The 18,147-nt window shown below is 71.5% G+C and carries 22 protein-coding genes; 20 read left to right on the forward strand and 2 right to left on the reverse strand.

Features of this window, described 5'->3' with window-relative positions; all coding sequences use genetic code 11:
- Nucleotides 1-64 precede the first annotated feature (64 nt).
- Nucleotides 65-1,636, reverse strand: a complete 1,572-nt coding sequence (locus ACFUO4_RS16600; protein ID WP_383485742.1) for an oxidoreductase — start codon at nucleotides 1,634-1,636, stop codon at nucleotides 65-67.
- Nucleotides 1,637-1,791: 155 nt separating this feature from the next.
- Here ACFUO4_RS16600 and hisD point away from each other — a divergent pair, with 155 nt between their 5' ends.
- The 10 genes from hisD to ACFUO4_RS16650 all read left to right on the forward strand — a co-directional run bounded on the left by hisD (nucleotide 1,792) and on the right by ACFUO4_RS16650 (nucleotide 9,478).
- Complete coding sequence (gene hisD / locus ACFUO4_RS16605; protein WP_383484901.1) at nucleotides 1,792-3,117, forward strand: histidinol dehydrogenase; 1,326 nt, start codon at nucleotides 1,792-1,794, stop codon at nucleotides 3,115-3,117.
- On the forward strand, nucleotides 3,114-4,223 hold the full coding sequence (locus tag ACFUO4_RS16610; protein WP_079309624.1) for a histidinol-phosphate transaminase: 1,110 nt from the start codon (nucleotides 3,114-3,116) through the stop codon (nucleotides 4,221-4,223). The genes hisD and ACFUO4_RS16610 overlap by 4 nt, the downstream gene beginning before the upstream one ends.
- Complete coding sequence (hisB, locus tag ACFUO4_RS16615) at nucleotides 4,220-4,813, forward strand: imidazoleglycerol-phosphate dehydratase HisB (protein WP_079309625.1); 594 nt, start codon at nucleotides 4,220-4,222, stop codon at nucleotides 4,811-4,813. The genes ACFUO4_RS16610 and hisB overlap by 4 nt, the downstream gene beginning before the upstream one ends.
- Nucleotides 4,810-4,974 carry a hypothetical protein gene (locus ACFUO4_RS16620; RefSeq protein ID WP_165951131.1) on the forward strand — a complete coding sequence of 55 codons (165 nt, stop codon included), beginning with the start codon at nucleotides 4,810-4,812 and terminating at the stop codon, nucleotides 4,972-4,974. The genes hisB and ACFUO4_RS16620 overlap by 4 nt, the downstream gene beginning before the upstream one ends.
- Nucleotides 4,971-5,615, forward strand: coding sequence for an imidazole glycerol phosphate synthase subunit HisH (gene hisH, locus ACFUO4_RS16625; protein ID WP_383484906.1), 645 nt, complete (start codon nucleotides 4,971-4,973; stop codon nucleotides 5,613-5,615). The genes ACFUO4_RS16620 and hisH overlap by 4 nt, the downstream gene beginning before the upstream one ends.
- A complete protein-coding gene (gene priA, locus ACFUO4_RS16630; RefSeq protein ID WP_383484909.1) occupies nucleotides 5,615-6,343 on the forward strand; it encodes a bifunctional 1-(5-phosphoribosyl)-5-((5-phosphoribosylamino)methylideneamino)imidazole-4-carboxamide isomerase/phosphoribosylanthranilate isomerase PriA in 729 nt (242 codons plus the stop codon). The genes hisH and priA overlap by 1 nt, the downstream gene beginning before the upstream one ends.
- The gene (locus tag ACFUO4_RS16635; RefSeq protein WP_079309628.1) at nucleotides 6,340-6,741 is read left to right on the forward strand and encodes a RidA family protein; all 402 of its coding nucleotides are present in this window, start codon (nucleotides 6,340-6,342) and stop codon (nucleotides 6,739-6,741) included. Before priA ends, ACFUO4_RS16635 begins: the two co-directional genes overlap by 4 nt.
- A complete protein-coding gene (gene hisF, locus ACFUO4_RS16640) occupies nucleotides 6,738-7,493 on the forward strand; it encodes an imidazole glycerol phosphate synthase subunit HisF (protein ID WP_079309629.1) in 756 nt (251 codons plus the stop codon). The genes ACFUO4_RS16635 and hisF overlap by 4 nt, the downstream gene beginning before the upstream one ends.
- Before the next feature lie 124 nt (nucleotides 7,494-7,617).
- Nucleotides 7,618-8,208, forward strand: a complete 591-nt coding sequence (locus ACFUO4_RS16645; protein WP_383484913.1) for a helix-turn-helix domain-containing protein — start codon at nucleotides 7,618-7,620, stop codon at nucleotides 8,206-8,208.
- A 13-nt stretch (nucleotides 8,209-8,221) separates the two neighbouring features.
- The gene (locus ACFUO4_RS16650; protein WP_383484916.1) at nucleotides 8,222-9,478 is read left to right on the forward strand and encodes an MFS transporter; all 1,257 of its coding nucleotides are present in this window, start codon (nucleotides 8,222-8,224) and stop codon (nucleotides 9,476-9,478) included.
- A gap of 90 nt (nucleotides 9,479-9,568) precedes the next feature.
- Here the strand turns inward: ACFUO4_RS16650 and ACFUO4_RS16655 are convergent, their stop codons facing one another.
- The gene (locus tag ACFUO4_RS16655) at nucleotides 9,569-10,204 is read right to left on the reverse strand and encodes a TIGR03085 family metal-binding protein (protein ID WP_079309631.1); all 636 of its coding nucleotides are present in this window, start codon (nucleotides 10,202-10,204) and stop codon (nucleotides 9,569-9,571) included.
- Nucleotides 10,205-10,343: 139 nt separating this feature from the next.
- On the opposite strand from ACFUO4_RS16655, the gene hisI reads away from it, so the two are divergent.
- The 10 genes from hisI (at nucleotide 10,344) to ACFUO4_RS16705 (ending at nucleotide 18,137) form a co-directional block, all read left to right on the forward strand.
- Nucleotides 10,344-10,739: a phosphoribosyl-AMP cyclohydrolase gene (gene hisI, locus ACFUO4_RS16660; protein ID WP_128112187.1), complete on the forward strand. Its 396-nt coding sequence runs from the start codon at nucleotides 10,344-10,346 to the stop codon at nucleotides 10,737-10,739.
- Nucleotides 10,740-10,750: 11 nt separating this feature from the next.
- The gene (locus ACFUO4_RS16665) at nucleotides 10,751-12,238 is read left to right on the forward strand and encodes an anthranilate synthase component I (protein WP_383484921.1); all 1,488 of its coding nucleotides are present in this window, start codon (nucleotides 10,751-10,753) and stop codon (nucleotides 12,236-12,238) included.
- A gap of 52 nt (nucleotides 12,239-12,290) precedes the next feature.
- Complete coding sequence (locus tag ACFUO4_RS16670; RefSeq protein ID WP_383484924.1) at nucleotides 12,291-12,932, forward strand: TIGR02234 family membrane protein; 642 nt, start codon at nucleotides 12,291-12,293, stop codon at nucleotides 12,930-12,932.
- Between the two features lie 184 nt (nucleotides 12,933-13,116).
- Nucleotides 13,117-13,365 carry an HGxxPAAW family protein gene (locus tag ACFUO4_RS16675; protein ID WP_079309633.1) on the forward strand — a complete coding sequence of 83 codons (249 nt, stop codon included), beginning with the start codon at nucleotides 13,117-13,119 and terminating at the stop codon, nucleotides 13,363-13,365.
- An 87-nt stretch (nucleotides 13,366-13,452) separates the two neighbouring features.
- Nucleotides 13,453-13,893, forward strand: coding sequence for a DUF2752 domain-containing protein (locus tag ACFUO4_RS16680; protein WP_383484928.1), 441 nt, complete (start codon nucleotides 13,453-13,455; stop codon nucleotides 13,891-13,893).
- A gap of 138 nt (nucleotides 13,894-14,031) precedes the next feature.
- Nucleotides 14,032-14,841 (forward strand): indole-3-glycerol phosphate synthase TrpC, encoded by an 810-nt coding sequence (gene trpC, locus ACFUO4_RS16685; RefSeq protein WP_079309635.1) that lies wholly within the window; start codon nucleotides 14,032-14,034, stop codon nucleotides 14,839-14,841.
- Nucleotides 14,842-14,862: 21 nt separating this feature from the next.
- Nucleotides 14,863-15,096, forward strand: coding sequence for a tryptophan biosynthesis modulator TrpM (gene trpM / locus ACFUO4_RS16690; RefSeq protein ID WP_383484931.1), 234 nt, complete (start codon nucleotides 14,863-14,865; stop codon nucleotides 15,094-15,096).
- 77 nt (nucleotides 15,097-15,173) lie between these two features.
- On the forward strand, nucleotides 15,174-16,457 hold the full coding sequence (trpB, locus tag ACFUO4_RS16695; RefSeq protein WP_383484934.1) for a tryptophan synthase subunit beta: 1,284 nt from the start codon (nucleotides 15,174-15,176) through the stop codon (nucleotides 16,455-16,457).
- Nucleotides 16,454-17,272, forward strand: coding sequence for a tryptophan synthase subunit alpha (trpA, locus tag ACFUO4_RS16700; RefSeq protein ID WP_383484937.1), 819 nt, complete (start codon nucleotides 16,454-16,456; stop codon nucleotides 17,270-17,272). Before trpB ends, trpA begins: the two co-directional genes overlap by 4 nt.
- Before the next feature lie 88 nt (nucleotides 17,273-17,360).
- The gene (locus ACFUO4_RS16705; RefSeq protein WP_383484940.1) at nucleotides 17,361-18,137 is read left to right on the forward strand and encodes a DsbA family protein; all 777 of its coding nucleotides are present in this window, start codon (nucleotides 17,361-17,363) and stop codon (nucleotides 18,135-18,137) included.
- Nucleotides 18,138-18,147 lie beyond the last annotated feature (10 nt).

An 18,147-nucleotide genomic window follows, 5' to 3' on the forward strand; every position in this document is an offset into this window, starting at 1 on the left:
AAGAGCACGTAAAAATGATTAGTGTTCAACATTCGTTCGACCGCTGTGCCCCCGAACGGCGGCGTCAATTGCGTCTCAGCAGCCTGGTCGCCCCCGCCGCCACCGTCGTCGCCAGGATCCAGCCCAGCAGGATCATCGCCGCCGCCAGCCACTGCCAGCCGCCGCGCAGCTGCCAGAAGCCGACCTGGCCCAGGTCGATGACCGGCAGGAGCAGGTCGAGGGCGAAGAGGGTGGCGTTCCAGTGCGGGCCCTCGCTGCCCTTGAGCGGCGGATGGTCGGCGTGCGCGAAGGCGAGTGAGCCCGCCGCCCACAGCACCGCCATCCACACCAGCGCCCGCCCCGGCCGGTAACCGTAGGCGACCGTCCAGTCCTGCGCGTACCCCCACAGCTTCGCGGCGGGCGGCAGCGTCTCGCGGCGGCGGCGCTGCTTGGCGAGCAGCACCTCGCGGGCGTCCTCGTCCTCGCCGCCGGCCCGCAGCACCGCCGCCAGCCGCTCGTACGGCTCCGGGTTGTACTCGGCGGTCGCCGCGGCCACCCACGTCAGCCGCTCCTCCAGCGGGAACGGGCCCCTCGGCACCAGGTTCTCGTAGCCGAAGCCGCCCATGTGCAGCCGGCCCGGGCCCGGCCAGCTGTCGGTGCGGTCCATCAGGTTCACCACCCGCGCCCCCGACAGCACCACCCGCCCGCGCGCCGGTGCCTGCCCGAGGAAGCGCAGCTCGGGCGTCTGGATGCGGCGCAGCGACACCTCCTGGTCGTCGGTGAGGGTGAAGCGGGCCTTGTCGAAGTCGACCGCGTCCCCGAACCTGCCGTCGTCCAGGCGCAGCCCGCCCCGGCAGGTGAACCGCTGGATGCGGGTGCCCTGCGCCGGGGTGGCCCCGCTCAGCAGCGCGTTGCCGACGCCCGCCGGCGTCAGGTACATCGAGCGCCCGACGGTCAGCTGGGGCGCGTTGAGCGCGAGCCGCGTGTACGGGTTGGCCAGCTTCGCGCCGCGCAGGCTCAGCGAGACACCGATCTTGGCGCTGCGCAGGCTCAGCTCGCCGTGCGACTCGAGGAGCTCGGCCTGGAGATCCTGGCCCACGCTCATGCCGTCGGCGGCGATCGAACGGCCGCTGCGGTCCCGGTAGACGATCGCCTGGTTGAGCAGCAGGTCCGTGCCGATGTGCGCGTCGGTGAGCCGTACGCCGTTGTGGAACCGGCAGCGGGGGAGGTGCAGATCGCCTTCGGTGTGGACGCGGGCCGCCTCCAGGCGCGGCACCGAGCAGTCCACCAGGCGCAGGGTGGCGAAGCGGGCCTCCGGCAGCAGGACGTCCCGCTCGAACCGGCAGCCCTTCATCTCCACGTACGGCACCACGATGCCGCCCGCCAGGTCCAGCGCGCCGCTGATCTGCACGCCTGCCAGCTTCAGCGACGACACCCGGCCGGCCAGCGCGGGCGGCCCGTCCAGCAGCAGCCAGCACACGATGCGGGCCCGCACGGTCCGCTCCGGGCCCCACGGGTGACCGCCGTGCGGATCGTCGACGACCGCGTCGCCGCTGCTCAGGTCGTACACGCTGCCGTTGCGGAAGGCCTGCCACATGCCGACTTCGGCAGGCGTCAGATCGTCCGGCAGGTCCCCCTCGGTCACCATTCCTCCCATCCCGTGCGCGCCCCCGGTCATGCCCGCGTCATGCCCGCTCGGTGAGGCCCCGAACGCTAGACGTGAAGGCGATCTTCCAGGTTGCGTATCAGGCCGCGTATCAGCCATTGGAATGCCCGAACGACGCCGAACCGTGGTCTGAGAGAATTGGGGATGTGATCTCCCGAATCGATCTGCGCGGCGACGCCCTCCCCGAGGGCCCCGCCCTGCGCGACCTGCTGCCCCGAGCCGACTTCGACGTCTCGGCCGCCCTGGAGAAGGTGCGTCCGATCTGCGAGGCCGTGCATCATCGGGGTGACGCGGCGCTGATCGACTTCGCCGAGAAGTTCGACGGGGTCCGGCTGGAGTCCGTACGGGTCCCCGCCCAGGCCATCAGCGAAGCACTGCAGAACCTGGACCCGGCCGTCCGCGCGGCCCTGGAGGAGTCCATCCGGCGTGCCCGGCTCGTCCACCGCGAGCAGCGCCGCAGCACCCACACGACCCAGGTCGTCCCCGGCGGCACCGTCACCGAGAAGTGGGTCCCCGTCGACCGGGTCGGGCTGTACGCGCCCGGCGGCCGGGCCGTCTACCCGTCCTCCGTGATCATGAACGTGGTCCCGGCCCAGGAGGCCGGCGTCGAGTCCCTCGCCCTCGCCTCCCCGGCGCAGGCCGAATTCGGCGGCCTGCCGCACCCGACGATCCTCGCCGCCTGCGCGCTGCTCGGCGTCGACGAGGTGTACGCCGCCGGCGGCGCCACCGCCGTCGCGATGTTCGCGTACGGCACCGAGTCCTGCGCGCCCGCCAACCTGGTCACCGGCCCCGGCAACATCTGGGTCGCCGCCGCCAAGCGCTACTTCACCGGCAAGATCGGCATCGACGCCGAGGCGGGCCCGACCGAGATCGCGATCCTCGCGGACGACACCGCCGACCCGGTGCACGTCGCCGCCGACCTGATCAGCCAGGCCGAGCACGACCCGCTCGCGGCGGCCGTGCTGGTCACCGACTCCGTCGCGCTCGCGGACGCGGTCGAGAAGGAGCTGGAGCCGCAGGTCGCGGCCAGCAAGCACATCGACGAGCGGATCGCCCCGGCCCTCGCGGGCAAGCAGTCCGCGATCGTCCTCGTCGACGGCATCACCGAGGGCCTGCGGGTCGTCAACGCCTACGGCGCCGAGCACCTGGAGATCCAGACCGCCGACGCCGGCGCGGTCGCCGAGCGGGTCCGCAACGCCGGCGCGGTCTTCATCGGCCCCTGGGCGCCGGTCTCGCTCGGCGACTACGCCGCCGGGTCCAACCACGTCCTGCCCACCGGCGGCTGCGCCTGCCACTCCTCCGGGCTCTCCGTCCAGTCCTTCCTGCGCGGCATCCACATCGTCGACTACACGAAGGACGCGCTCGCGGACGTGGCGCACCACGTGGTCACGCTGGCGGAGGCGGAGGACCTGCCCGCGCACGGCGCGGCGATCAAGGCAAGGTTCGGTTGGAAGGTGCCTGAGAGCAAGTGAGCTTCGGAATCGACGATCTCCCCGTACGGGACGAACTGCGCGGCAAGTCCCCTTATGGCGCGCCCCAGTTGGACGTCCCCGTACGGCTGAACACCAACGAGAACCCCTACCCGCTGCCCGAGCCGCTGGTCGAGCGCATCGCCGAGCGCGTCCGCGAGGCCGCCCGCGACCTCAACCGCTACCCCGACCGGGACGCGGTCGAACTGCGCACCCAGCTCGCCCAGTACCTGACGGACACGTCCGGACACGAGGTCGGCCTGGCCAACGTGTGGGCTGCCAACGGCTCCAACGAGGTCATCCAGCAGCTGCTCCAGACCTTCGGCGGCCCCGGCCGCACCGCGATCGGCTTCGAGCCGTCGTACTCGATGCACGGCCTGATCGCGCGCGGAACCGGCACGGGCTGGATCTCCGGCCCCCGGAACGCGGACTTCACCATCGACGTCGAGGCGGCCGTGCGCGCGATCGCCGAGGCCGAGCCGGACGTCGTCTTCGTCACCACCCCCAACAACCCCACGGGCAACGCGGTCCCGCCCGAGACGGTCCTCGCGCTGTACGAGGCCGCGCAGGCGGCGAAGCCGTCGATGGTCGTGGTCGACGAGGCCTACGTCGAGTTCAGCCACGGCGACTCGCTGCTGCCGCTCATCGAGGGCCGGCCGAACCTCGTCATCTCGCGCACGATGTCGAAGGCCTTCGGCGCGGCGGGCCTGCGCCTCGGCTATCTGGCCGCGCACCCGGCGGTGGTGGACGCCGTACAGCTCGTACGGCTGCCGTACCACCTGTCGGCCGTCACCCAGGCGACCGCCCTGGCCGCCCTGGAGCACACCGACACGCTGCTGAAGTACGTCGAGCAGCTGAAGGCCGAGCGGGACCGCCTGGTGAGCGAGCTGCGCGCGCTCGGTTTCCAGGTCGTGGAGTCGGACGCGAACTTCGTGCAGTTCGGGCTGTTCGACGACTCCCACGCGGCCTGGCAGAAGATCCTCGACCGGGGCGTCCTGGTCCGGGACAACGGCATCCCGGGGTGGCTGCGGGTCTCCGCCGGAACCCCCGAAGAGAACGACGCGTTCCTCGACGCGGTCCGTGAGTTGACGAAGGAGCAGAGCGCATGAGCCGCGTAGGACGGGTGGAAAGGGTCACCAAGGAGACCTCCGTGCTCGTCGAGATCGATCTCGACGGCAGCGGCAAGGTCGATGTGGCCACCGGGGTCGGGTTCTACGACCACATGCTCGACCAGCTCGGCCGGCACGGTCTGTTCGACCTGACCGTGAAGACCGAGGGCGACCTGCACATCGACTCGCACCACACCATCGAGGACACCGCCCTCGCCCTGGGCGCCGCCTTCAAGCAGGCGCTCGGCGACAAGGTCGGCATCTACCGCTTCGGCAACTGCACGGTCCCGCTGGACGAGTCCCTCGCCCAGGTGACGGTGGACCTGTCCGGCCGCCCCTACCTCGTGCACACCGAGCCCGAGAACATGGCGCCGATGATCGGCGAGTACGACACCACCATGACCCGGCACATCCTGGAGTCCTTCGTGGCCCAGGCGCAGATCGCCCTGCACGTGCACGTGCCGTACGGGCGCAACGCGCACCACATCGTGGAGTGCCAGTTCAAGGCGCTCGCGCGGGCGCTGCGCTACGCCTCCGAGCGGGACCCGCGCGCGGCCGGCATCCTCCCCTCCACGAAGGGCGCGCTGTGAACGGGCTGTCCACCGTCCTGATCGTCCTCGGCCTGTTCCTGGTCGGCGGGATCATCTCCTTCGTCAAGCAGGGGATGCCCAAGCAGCTCGTCGTGCTGCTCTCCATCGGCGCCGCGATGTGCCTGGTCGCCGGTGTCATGAGGCTGGAGGTGTGGAGTTGAGCGCATCCTCGAAGAAGGTCGTGGTCTTCGACTACGGCTTCGGCAACGTGAGGTCGGCCGAGCGCGCTCTCGCGCGCACCGGGGCCGAGGTCGAGATAACACGTGACTTCGACCAGGCCATGAACGCCGACGGGCTGCTGGTGCCGGGTGTCGGGGCCTTCGCCGCCTGCATGAAGGGCCTGCGCGACGCGCGCGGCGACTGGATCATCGACCGCCGGCTGTCCGGCGGGCGCCCGGTCATGGGCATCTGCGTCGGCATGCAGATCCTCTTCGCGCGCGGCATCGAGCACGGCGTGGAGACCGAGGGCCTCGACGAATGGCCCGGCTCGGTCGAGCCGCTGCAGGCCGACATCGTGCCCCACATGGGCTGGAACACCGTGGACGCGCCGGCCGGCTCCGAGCTGTTCGCGGGCCTGGACGCGGACGCCCGCTTCTACTTCGTGCACTCCTACGCCGTCCACGACTGGTCGCTGGAGACGCACAACGAGGCGTTGACACCGCCCAAGGTCACCTGGTCGACGCACGGCAAGCCCTTCGTGGCCGCCGTGGAGAACGGCGCCCTGTGGGCCACGCAGTTCCACCCCGAGAAGTCCGGCGACGCCGGAGCGCAGCTGCTGAACAACTGGATCGGAACCCTCTGATGCCCGCCAAGCTCGAACTCCTCCCCGCCGTCGACGTCCGGGACGGCCAGGCCGTCCGCCTCGTGCACGGCGAGTCCGGCACGGAGACCTCGTACGGCTCCCCCCTGGACGCCGCCCTCGCCTGGCAGGCGGCGGGCGCCGAGTGGCTGCACCTGGTCGACCTGGACGCGGCCTTCGGCACCGGCGACAACCGCGAGCTGGTCCGCCAGGTCACCGAGGCCATGGACATCAAGGTGGAGCTGTCCGGCGGCATCCGCGACGACGCCTCCCTGGCCGCCGCGCTCGCCACCGGCTGCACCCGCGTCAACCTCGGCACGGCCGCCCTGGAGAGCCCGGAATGGGTCGCCAAGGTCATCGCCGAGCACGGCGACAAGATCGCGGTCGGTCTCGACGTCCGCGGTACGACCCTCAAGGGCCGCGGCTGGACCAGCGAGGGCGGCGACCTCTACGAGGCGCTGGAGCGCCTCGACAAGGAGGGCTGCGCCCGGTACGTCGTCACCGACATCGCCAAGGACGGCACGCTCCAGGGCCCCAACCTGGAGCTGCTGCGCAACGTCTGCGCGGCGACGGACCGTCCGGTCGTGGCCTCCGGCGGCGTGTCGTCGCTGGACGACCTGCGGGCCATCGCCGAGCTGGTACCCCTCGGTGTCGAGGGCTCCATCGTCGGGAAGGCCCTGTACGCGAAGGCGTTCACCCTGGAAGAGGCCCTGGAGGCTGTGTCGTCATGAGCGATGCCGTACGGCGTGTGCAGAGCGGAAGTCCCTGGGAAGAGTCCTTCGGTTTCGCACGCGCCGTCGCGGTGGGCGACCGGGTGCTGGTCGGGGGCACGACGGCCTTCAAGGGGTCGGTGCTGTACGGCGAGGGCGATCCGTACGAGCAGGCCAGGACCGCCTTCGGTACGGCGATCGAGGCGCTCGGCGAGTTCGGCCTCGACGCCGGGTCCGTGATCCGTACGCGGATGTATCTGACCCATGCGCGGGACGTGGACGACGTCGGCCGCGCGCACAAGGAGCTCTTCGACGCGGTGCGTCCGGTCTCGACCCTCCTCGTCGTGGAGGGCTTCGTCGACCCGCGCATCCTCGTCGAAGTCGAAGTAGAGGCATTCAGAGGAGCCGTGAACTCATGACCCTGGCGGTCCGAGTCATCCCCTGCCTGGACGTGGACAACGGCCGGGTCGTCAAGGGCGTCAACTTCCAGAACCTGCGCGACGCGGGCGACCCCGTCGAGATGGCCAAGGTGTACGACGCCGAGGGCGCCGACGAACTGACGTTCCTGGACATCACCGCGTCGTCCGGCAACCGCGAGACCACGTACGACGTGGTGCGCCGCACGGCCGAGCAGGTCTTCATCCCGCTCACGGTCGGCGGCGGGGTGCGGACCGCCGAGGACGTGGACAAGCTGCTGCGCGCCGGTGCGGACAAGGTGGGCGTCAACACGGCGGCCATCGCCCGTCCCGACCTGATCCGCGAGATTGCCGAGCGGTTCGGGCGGCAGGTGCTGGTGCTGTCGGTGGACGCCCGCCGGACGCCCGAAGGCTCCTTCGAGGTGACCACCCACGGGGGCCGCAAGGGCACGGGCATCGACGCCGTCGAGTGGGCGCACCGGGCCGCCGAGCTGGGTGCGGGGGAGATCCTGCTCAACTCGATGGACGCAGACGGCACCAAGGACGGCTACGACCTGGAGATGATCGCCGCCGTCCGCAAGCACGTGACGGTTCCGGTGATCGCGTCCGGCGGCGCCGGCAAGCTCGCCGACTTCGCCCCGGCGATCGAGTCGGGGGCGGACGCGGTCCTGGCGGCGTCCGTCTTCCACTTCGGCGATCTGCGGATCGGCGAGGTGAAGGACGCGCTGCGGGGGGCCGGGCACCCGGTGCGGTGACGGTCCTCAAGGGTTGAAGTAAGCCCCGACCACCTCGTGGGCGGGGCTTACTTGTCGGCAGATGCGAAAGAGAAGTTGCGCAAAATCCATTGCGCAAGATTTCTTTCGTATCTACGGTGGTGGCATGACAGGAAAAGAGCGGGACCGGCGGATCACGGATGTGGGGACGCTCAAGGCGCTCGCCCACCCGCTGCGGATGAGGCTCTGCCGGAACCTCACGCTCATGCGGATCGCCACCGCCTCACAGCTCGCCGAGCAGGTCGACGAGGCCGTCTCGCTGGTCAGCTACCACCTGCGCAAGCTCGCCGAGTTCGGGCTCATCGAGGAGGCCGAGCCGCAGAGCGCGGACGGCAGGGAGCGGTGGTGGCAGCTCGCCTCGGACGGCGTCAGCATCCACCACGAGGACTTCAGCGCCGCCCCCGAGGAGGCGGCGGCGCACACGGCGGCCAGCAGGCTCTTCGCCGAGCAGCGCATGGACATGTACCGGCGCTGGCTCGACGAACGCGCGCACTGGGACGAGGCCTGGAACCGCAGGGCCGAGTCCTCCGAGTCGGCGCTCCGCCTCACCGCGGACGAACTGGCCGACCTGAACAAGGAGATGCTCGCGCTCCTGCACAAGTACGACGAGCTGGGCCGGGCCGCCGAGGCCGCCGGCGACACCGAGGGCCGCGAGAACGTCGCGGTGCACACGTACGCCTTCCCCTTCCGCGCCTGAGAGGACCTGGCCCGTGACCGCCACGCTCACCGCCCCGGCCGACGTCGCCACCGCCCGCCCCGCCCACCGCGACGGCAACGTCCTGCGCTGGCTCGCCGCCTACACCTCCTCCATGGTCGGCGACAGCGTGTACTACATCGCCCTGTCCTGGGCCGCCGTCCAGACGGGCAGCGCCTCGCAGGCCGGGCTGGTGATGTCCGTGAGCGCGCTGCCGCGGGCGGTGCTGATGCTCGGCGGGGGAGTCATCGCCGACCGGCTCGGACCGCGCCGGGTCGTCATCGGCAGCGACGTCGTGCGCTGCGCGGCCGTCCTCGCGGTGGCGGCGCTGCTGTTCCTCACCAGCCCCGGGCTGTGGCCGCTGGCCGCGCTGGCGTTCGTCTTCGGCACCGTCGACGCCGTGTTCATGCCGGCCGTGGGCGCCCTCCCCGCGCGCGTGACGTCACGGGACCAGCTCGCGCGCGTGCAGGGCATGCGGGGCCTCGCGATCCGGTTCGCGAGCGTGGTCGGGGGACCGCTGGGCGGCCTCGGGGTGGCGGCGGGCGGGGCGGCGGCCGCGTTCGGGCTGGCCGGGCTGCTGATCGCAGTGTCGGTGCCGCTGCTCGTGTCCGTACGGGTGGGGGAGGTACCGGCTGATGACAAGGCTGGTGACAGCGCTCGGGGTACCGCCTGGAGCGATCTGGTCAGCGGGTTGCGCTACATCCGCCGGCACCGCGTACTCGCTCCGTTGATGCTGGCCATCGCGCTCGGGGACCTCGGGTTCGTCGGGCCCCTCAACGTCGGGCTGACCCTGCTCGCCGACGAACGCGGCTGGGGTGCCTCCGGCATGGGTGCGGTGCTCGCCGGGTTCGGGGTCGGCGCGGGTGCCGCCTCCCTGCTGCTCACCGTGCGCGGGCGGCTGCCGCACGCCGGGCAGGTCGCGGCGTACGCCATCCTCGCGGGCTCCGTCGCGATCGGGGCGCTGGCGTTCGTGCCGAGCCTCCTCGCCGCCGTCGGCACCGCCGTGCTGGTCGGGCTGCTCGCCGGGCTCAGCGGCGCGATGTGCGGGGCGCTGCTCCAGACCCAGGCCGACGCCGCCTACCTGGGCCGGGTCACGGCCGTCTCCGGACTGGTCAGCCTGGGCTTCGCGCCGCTGAGCATGCCGCTGTCCGCCGCGGCCATCGGGGCGTGGGGCACGGGGCCGGTGTTCGTCGTCAGCGCGGCGGTGTGCGGGCTCGGCGGGGTCGTCGCCCTGCTGGTACGGGACCTGCGCCGCGCCGAACTCCCGAAGTAGCCGCGCGTCGGGGCGGGCTCCCGAAGCAGCCGTGCGTCGGGGCGGGCTTCCGAAGCAGCCGTGCGACGCGCCGGGCTCCCGAAAGGGTTGCTAGATCCCCAACTGCTTGCCCTCGGACAGCTTCGCGATGGCGTCCTTCTCGCCGTCCAGGTCCACCTTGGCGGCGCTCTTGCGGCCGTACAGGAACAGCAGCAGCTCCGACGGCTCGCCCGTCACCGTCACGACCGGCGTGCCGCGGTGGGCGACCGCCGTCTGGCCGTCGGGGCGGCGCAGCACGAGGCCGGTCGGGGCGCTGCGGCCCATCAGCCGGGCCGTGCGCTCCAGGCGGGACCACAGGGCGTCCTGGAAGACGGGGTCGAGCTCGCGGGGCGTCCAGTCCTCCTGGGCCCGGCGGACGTCCTCGGTGTGGACGTAGAACTCGATGATGTTGGACGCCTCGTCGAGCTGCTTGAGCTGGAACGGCGAGAAACGCGGCGGCCCCGTCCTGATCAGCTGGATGAGCTCCTCGTACGGCTTGGCCGCGAACTCCTCCATCGCCTTGTCCAGGCGGGCGGAGAGCTGCTTGATGAGGAGACCGGCGGAGGCGTCCGGGCGCCGCTCGCGCACCACCACGTGCGCGGCGAGATCCCGGGTCTGCCAGCCCTCGCACAGGGTGGGCGCCTCGGGACCGGCGGTTTCCAGGAGATCGGCGAGCAGAAGTCGTTCACGCTTGGCGAAAGTCGACATGCCGTCAGCCTACGACCGCGCAGCGGGTCCGCCCACCCGTCTCCCGGCCACCACCCCTCACCGAGGCGCCTCGCGCCGCCATTTCCAATCAGTGGACGCCCCGCGTTCGCTGTCGGTGGCGCGCGGCACAATGGCACCCATGACCAGCACGCCGCCCCCCAGCAGCCTCGACCCGGAGATCGCCGCGCGCCTCAAGCGCAGCGCCGACGGGCTCGTCCCCGCCATCGCCCAGCAGTACGACACCGGTGAGGTGCTGATGCTCGGCTGGATGGACGACGAGGCGCTGCACCGCACGCTGACCACCGGCCGCTGCACGTACTGGTCGCGCAGCCGCCAGGAGTACTGGGTCAAGGGCGACACCTCCGGCCACTTCCAGTGGGTCAAGTCGGTCGCGCTGGACTGCGACGCCGACACCGTGCTGGTCAAGGTCGACCAGGTCGGCGCCGCCTGCCACACCGGCGCGCGCACCTGCTTCGACGCCGACGTGCTCCTCAAGGACGGCGCCGGTTCCGGCGTACCGGCCGCGGATCAGTAAGGTCAGCCGCCATGGACCTCGAGACCTTCCGCAAGCTCGCCACCGACCGTCGGGTCATCCCGGTCACGCGCAAGCTCCTCGCCGACGGCGACACCCCGGTCGCGCTCTACCGCAAGCTCGCCGCCGAGCGCCCCGGCACCTTCCTGCTGGAGTCCGCGGAGAACGGCCGCACCGCTTTTCGATGGTCTCGCTACTCCTTCGTGGGCGTCCGCTCCTCGGCGACGCTGACCGCGCGCGACGGCCAGGCCCACTGGCTCGGTTCCCCGCCCGTGGGCGTCCCCGTCGACGGCGACCCCCTCGCCGCCCTGCGCGCCACCATCGAGGCCCTGCACACCCCGCACCAGGAGGGCCTGCCGCCCTTCACCGGCGGCATGGTCGGCTATCTCGGCTACGACATCGTCCGCCGCCTGGAGAAGATCGGCCCCGGCGAGCGCGACGACCTCAAGCTCCCCGAGCTGACCATGCTCCTCACCAGCGACCTCGCCGTCATGGACCACTGGGAGGGCTCGGTCCTGCTGATCGCCAACGCGATCAACCACAACGACCTCGACACCGGTGTCGACGAGGCCTACGCCGACGCGGTGGCCCGGCTGGACGCCATGGAGGCGGACCTGTCCCGCCCGGTGGCCCAGCCGCCCGCCGTCCTCCCGCCCTCCGAACTGCCCGAGTACACCGCCCTGTGGGGCGGCGCGGACTTCCAGGCGGCCGTCGAGGACATCAAGGAGCGCATCCGCGCGGGCGAGGCCTTCCAGGTCGTCCCCTCCCAGCGCTTCGAAACGCCGTGCACGGCAAGCGCGTTGGACGTGTACCGGGTCCTCAGGGCGACCAACCCGTCCCCGTACATGTACCTGTTCCGCTTCGACGGCTTCGACGTCGTCGGCTCGTCCCCCGAGGCCCTCGTGAAGGTCGAGGACGGACGGGCCATGGTCCACCCCATCGCCGGCACCCGCTGGCGCGGGGCCACCCCGCAGGAGGACCAGGCCCTCGCCGACGAACTGCTCGCCGACCCCAAGGAGCGCGCCGAGCACCTGATGCTGGTCGACCTCGGCCGCAACGACCTGGGGCGGGTCTGCGAACCGGGCTCGGTCGAGGTCGTCGACTTCATGTCCGTCGAGCGGTACTCGCACGTGATGCACATCGTCTCGACGGTCACCGGAAAGGTGGCGGAGGGCCGTACGGCCTTCGACGTCCTCACGGCCTGTTTCCCGGCGGGCACGCTCTCCGGCGCCCCGAAGCCCCGCGCGATGCAGATCATCGACGAACTCGAACCGTCCCGGCGCGGTCTGTACGGCGGCTGCGTCGGCTACCTCGACTTCGCGGGCGACTCCGACACGGCCATCGCCATCCGAACGGCCCTGCTCAGGGGCGGTACGGCCTACGTCCAGGCGGGCGCCGGGATCGTCGCCGACTCCGACCCCGTCGCCGAGGACACCGAGTGCCGCAACAAGGCGGCGGCGGTGCTGCGCGCGGTGCACACGGCGAACCGGCTCGGGCAATAGGGCGCTTCTCATAGGAACCCCGGGTGACGGTTCGCCCGGGGTTCGGGCGATAGTGGAGTACGTGACTGCCGTTCCTCACCCCCGTTCCGAAGCCGCAGGACCCGCCAGGGCCGGCCGCCTCAGCCTCGCCACAGCCCTGCTGGCCGGTGCCCTCGGCGCGGCCGTGGCGCTGCTCGCGACCCGTCAGCAGTGGTCCTCGGGCACCGCGACGGTGGCCGGCGGCGACTTCCCGCTGACCGCCAAGGGCAGCGACGTCACGGGCGTCCCCGCGGCCCTCGCCATAGTGGGCCTCGCCGCGCTCGTCGCCGTCTTCGCCGTCCGCAAGGTGGGCCGCTTCGCGGTTGCCGCGCTGCTCGCCCTCTCGGGCGTCGGCATCGTCGTCGCGGCGCTGCTCGGCGTCTCCGACAGCTCGGCGCTCGACGAACAGGCGGCGTCCGCCTCCGGCGACGCGGCCGCCACGGTCGACGGCCTCAGCCACACCGCCTGGCCGTACGTCGCGGTCGCCGGCGGGGCCTTGATCCTGCTGGCCGGGCTGCTGGCGCTGCGGTACGGGCGGATGTGGCCGGCGATGTCGGGGCGCTACGAGCGGAACGGGGTGCCTGCGGCGGCTCGGCGGAAGAAGGTCGTTGATCCTGAGCGGCCTGAGGAGATGTGGAAGGCGTTGGATCGGGGAGAGGATCCTACGGGGGCTTAGGGGTTGTTTTTCGGCGTGCGGCCGGTGGGGGCTGGTCGCGCAGTTCCCCGCGCCCCTGAAGGTCGGCTGCACTTCCCGGCATTGACCCGCTAGGCCTACCCCTGCACAACGCTCACGTACCCGTGCGGGACAATAGGTGCCGAGCGTCCGGCTCAGACACGTTTACAGCAACGAGGAGCAAGTCATGGCGGGCAGCAGCCACGGTCACACCCCGGCCGCCTGGACCGGTGTCACTATCGCCTTCATCGGTTTCTGCGTCGCGGGCGCCTTCATGGTGATGGCCCAGCCCGCCGGCTTCTGGGCCGGCATGGCGATCGTGGTCATCGGCGGCATCGTCGGCTGGATCATGAGCGCGATGGGCCTGGGCCAGCCGAAGGACGGCCACAAGGACCTCGTCGCCGCGCAGCCGGAGCCGGCGAGCGCCAAGGGCTGAGAGCGGCAGCAGCCACCTCGTGGAGGGGCGGACCGGCGGAGGCGCCGGGGCCGCCCCTCACGCGCGTCCGGGGTCCCGCGGGGCACAATGCGAGGCGTGAACGCCGACAGCCCGAGGGTGCTGACCCCCACGCGCGTGCTGAGCCGCCTGGGCGTGCCCGCCGGCGTCCTCGCGGCCGTCGCCGGAGCCTTCGCCTACGTGGCCGCGGTGGACCCCAACGAGCCCGGCCACTACCCCGTCTGCCCGCTCCTGCGCTACACCGGGCTGTACTGCCCCGGCTGCGGCGGACTGCGCAGCGCGCACGCCTTCGTCCACGGGGACGTCATGGCGGCGCTGCACGCCAACGCCGTGGCGGTGCTCGGCTATCTGGGGTTCGCCGTGCTGTGGACCGTCTGGGTGGTCCGCGCCGCGCGCGGGCGGCCGATGCGCGTCGATCTCGGCCCGTTGCACCTGTGGACGCTGGGCATGTTGCTGCTGGTCTTCACCGTTGTCCGGAACCTGCCGTTCGGTGGCTGGCTGCATCCTTGATCAATCAGTGAACGTCCAGGTAGTGGGACCGCCGTCAACCGGATGCAAGGCCTACGCCCTCCTGCGGATACCATCGCAGTGACCGCCTTTTCCCACCGGTCGCTGGAACTGTCAACCGTCTGGAAGGGGGCCGCTCGCGTGAGTGTGCTCGACGAGATCATCGACGGAGTCCGTGCCGACCTCGCGGAGCGGCAGGCGCGCGTCAGCCTCGACGAGCTCAAGGAGCGCGTGGCGAAGGCTCCGGCGGCCAAGGACGGCGTGGCCGCACTGCGCGGCGACGGCGTCAAGGTCATCTGCGAGGTCAAGCGTTCCAGCCCCTCCAAGGGCGCGCTGGCCGCGATCGCCGACCCGGCGGGCCTCGCCGCCGACTACGAGGCGGGCGGCGCCGCCGTCATCTCCGTCCTCACCGAACAGCGCCGCTTCGGCGGCTCGCTGGCCGACCTGGAGGCCGTCCGCGCGCGCGTGGACATCCCGGTCCTGCGCAAGGACTTCATCGTCACGTCGTACCAGCTGTGGGAGGCCCGGGCCTACGGCGCCGACCTCGCCCTGCTGATCGTGGCCGCCCTCGAACAGCCCGCCCTGGAGTCCCTCATCGAGCGCGCGGAGTCCATCGGACTCACCCCGCTCGTCGAGGTCCACGACGAGGACGAGGTCGAGCGTGCCGTGGACGCCGGCGCGAAGATCATCGGCGTCAACGCCCGCAACCTCAAGACCCTGGAAGTCGACCGCGGCACCTTCGAGCGCGTCGCCCCCGAGATCCCCGGCCACATCGTCAAGGTCGCCGAGTCCGGAGTCCGCGGCCCCCACGACCTGATCGCCTACGCCAACGCCGGCGCCGACGCGGTCCTGGTGGGCGAATCCCTGGTGACGGGCAAGGACCCGAAGACGGCGGTCGCGGACCTGGTGGCGGCGGGCGCCCATCCCGCCCTGCGCCACGGCCGCGGATGATCTTTCGGTAGTCTTGCCCCGATGACTCTCTCGCTGACCCTGACGACCGTGGACCGGTACGCCCGCCTCGCGCGCGGCTGCCGCCCGCGGGGCTGCCGCGCGCCGGCACGCAGGGTGCACGGCCGCAGGGTGCGGTACGTGATCGGGGATGAGCCGGGGCAAGTGAACGGCATGCGATGGCACCAGCGCCCCCTGAGGGGCGCGGGGCTCTGTTTGATTTGCGGCTACCGCCGCGCGGGCGCGACCAGCCACTGACGGCCCGCAGCCAACCAACACCTCCCCGCCCCCACGGCGCATAGTGTCCTTTCCACGCACTCACCGTGAGGTTCGGCATGCCCAGCGAGTTCTTCATCCCCGACCCCGAGGGTCAAGTACCGACCGCCGAAGGCTACTTCGGCGACTTCGGCGGCAAGTTCATCCCGGAGGCCCTCGTCGCCGCCGTGGACGAGGTCGCCGTCGAGTACGACAAGGCCAAGCACGACCCCGAGTTCGCCCGCGAACTCGACGACCTGCTGGTCCACTACACCGGCCGCCCCAGCTCCCTCACCGAGGTGCCGAGGTTCGCCGAGCACGCCGGTGGCGCCCGGATCTTCCTGAAGCGGGAGGACCTCAACCACACCGGCTCCCACAAGATCAACAATGTGCTCGGCCAGGCGCTGCTCACCAAGCGCATGGGCAAGACGCGCGTCATCGCCGAGACCGGCGCCGGTCAGCACGGCGTCGCGACGGCCACCGCCTGTGCCCTCTTCGGCCTCGACTGCACGATCTACATGGGCGAGATCGACACCCAGCGCCAGGCACTCAACGTGGCCCGGATGCGCATGCTCGGCGCCGAGGTCATCGCCGTGAAGTCCGGCAGCCGCACGCTGAAGGACGCGATCAACGAGGCGTTCCGCGACTGGGTCGCCAACGTCGACCACACCCACTACCTCTTCGGCACGGTCGCCGGCCCGCACCCCTTCCCGGCGATGGTCCGCGACTTCCACCGCGTCATCGGCGTCGAGGCCCGCCGCCAGATCCTGGAGCGGGCCGGCCGGCTCCCCGACGCGGCGATCGCCTGCGTCGGCGGCGGCTCCAACGCCATCGGCCTCTTCCACGCCTTCATCCCGGACACCGCCGTACGCCTCATCGGCTGCGAGCCCGCCGGGCACGGCGTGGAGACCGGCGAGCACGCGGCGACGCTCACCGTGGGCGAGCCCGGCATCCTGCACGGATCGCGCTCCTACGTCCTCCAGGACGAGGAGGGCCAGATCACCGAGCCGTACTCGATCTCGGCCGGTCTGGACTACCCGGGCATCGGCCCCGAGCACTCCTACCTCAAGGACTCCGGCCGCGGCGAGTACCGCGCGGTCACCGACGACGCGGCCATGCAGGCGCTGCGCCTGCTGTCCCGCACCGAGGGCATCATCCCGGCCATCGAGAGCGCCCACGCGCTGGCCGGTGCCCTGGAGGTCGGCAAGGAACTCGGCAAGGACGGGCTGATCATCGTCAACCTGTCCGGCCGCGGTGACAAGGACATGGACACGGCCGCGCGCTACTTCGGCCTGTACGACACCGACGCCGAGGTCGCGGCCGACGCCGCCGACCTCGCCGAGATCGAGGGGGACGCCAAGTGAGCGGGAACATCCAGCTGCTGACCGACACCCTCGCCGGTGCCAAGGCCGAGGGCCGCTCCGCGCTCATCGCCTACCTCCCGGCCGGGTTCCCGACCGTGGACGGCGGCATCGAGGCGATCAAGGCCGCCTTCGACGGCGGTGCCGACGTCGTCGAGGTCGGGCTGCCGCACAGCGACCCGGTCCTCGACGGTCCCGTCATCCAGACCGCCGACGACATCGCCCTGCGCGGCGGCGTCAAGATCGCCGACGTCATGCGCACCGTGAAGGAGGCGTACGCGGCCACCGGGAAGCCGGTGCTCGTGATGACGTACTGGAACCCGATCGACCGCTACGGCGTCGAGCGCTTCACCGCCGAGCTCGCGGAGGCGGGCGGCGCCGGGTGCATCCTGCCCGACCTGCCCGTGCAGGAGTCGGCGCTGTGGAGGGAGCACGCGGAGAAGCACGGCCTCGCGACCGTCTTCGTCGTGGCGCCGAGCAGCAAGGACGAGCGGCTCGCGCAGATCACCGCGGCGGGCAGCGGTTTCGTGTACGCCGCCTCGCTGATGGGCGTCACCGGCACCCGGGAGTCGGTGGGTGCGCAGGCGCAGGATCTGGTCGAGCGCACCCGCGCGGCCGGCGGCGACCTGCCCGTCTGTGTCGGGCTCGGTGTCTCCAACGCGGCGCAGGCCGCCGAGGTGGCCGGCTTCGCCGACGGCGTGATCGTCGGTTCGGCCTTCGTCAAGCGGATGCTGGACGCGCCGGACGACAAGGCCGGCGTCGAGGCCGTCCGCGAACTCGCCGGTGACCTGGCGAAGGGCGTGCGCGGACAGGCGTAACAAGTCCGGATGTTTCGGATCGGTCACTCGAACGGGTGGACCTGGGACCGGGGAGGCGCGCTGCGCCTCCCCGGTTCGTTTCCGGGGTGTGAGCGAGAAGAACCGTGAGGGAAAGCGCACCGCCCGCGAGCGGCTGGCGGTCGAGCGTGAGAAGCAGAAGGCCGCGGAGAGGCGTCGGCGGACGCTGATCGTGGCCGCGAGTGTCGTCTGTGTCCTGGGGCTCGCGGCGGTGATCGGCATCGTCGCCGCCAACGCGGGCAAGGACGACGGGAGCGACTCCGCGGGCCCGGTCGTGGCGCCCTCGGGCGCCAACGGCGACGACCAGCTCGCCATCCCGGTGGGCAAGACCGACGCCAAGTCCACGCTCACGGTGTGGGAGGACTTCCGCTGCCCGGCCTGCAAGTCCTTCGAGGACGCCTACCGCTCGACCATCCATGAGCTGACCGGCGCCGGCCAGCTGAAGGTCGAGTACCACCTCGCGACGATCATCGACGGCAACATGGGCGGCACCGGCTCCCGCAACGCGGCCAACGCCGCGGCCTGCGCCCAGGACGCCGCCAAGTTCACCGCGTACCACGACGTGCTGTACGAGAACCAGCCCCCGGAGACGGACGACGCCTACGCCAAGAACGACAAGCTCATCGAGCTGGCGAAGAAGGTCGACGGCCTGGACACCCCGACGTTCCGGGCGTGTGTCGAGAAGGGCACCCACAGCAGCTGGGTCGAGAAGTCCGCGGCCGCCTTCCGCAACGGCGGATTCAGCGGCACCCCGACCGTCATCCTCAACGGCAAGAACATCTACCAGGACCAGACGATGACCCCGGCGAAGCTGAAGAAGCAGGTGCAGGACGCGGCCAAGGGGTAACGGGGGTAAG

Source organism: Streptomyces sp. NPDC057280 (assembly GCF_042668605.1).
GTDB lineage: Bacteria > Actinomycetota > Actinomycetes > Streptomycetales > Streptomycetaceae > Streptomyces.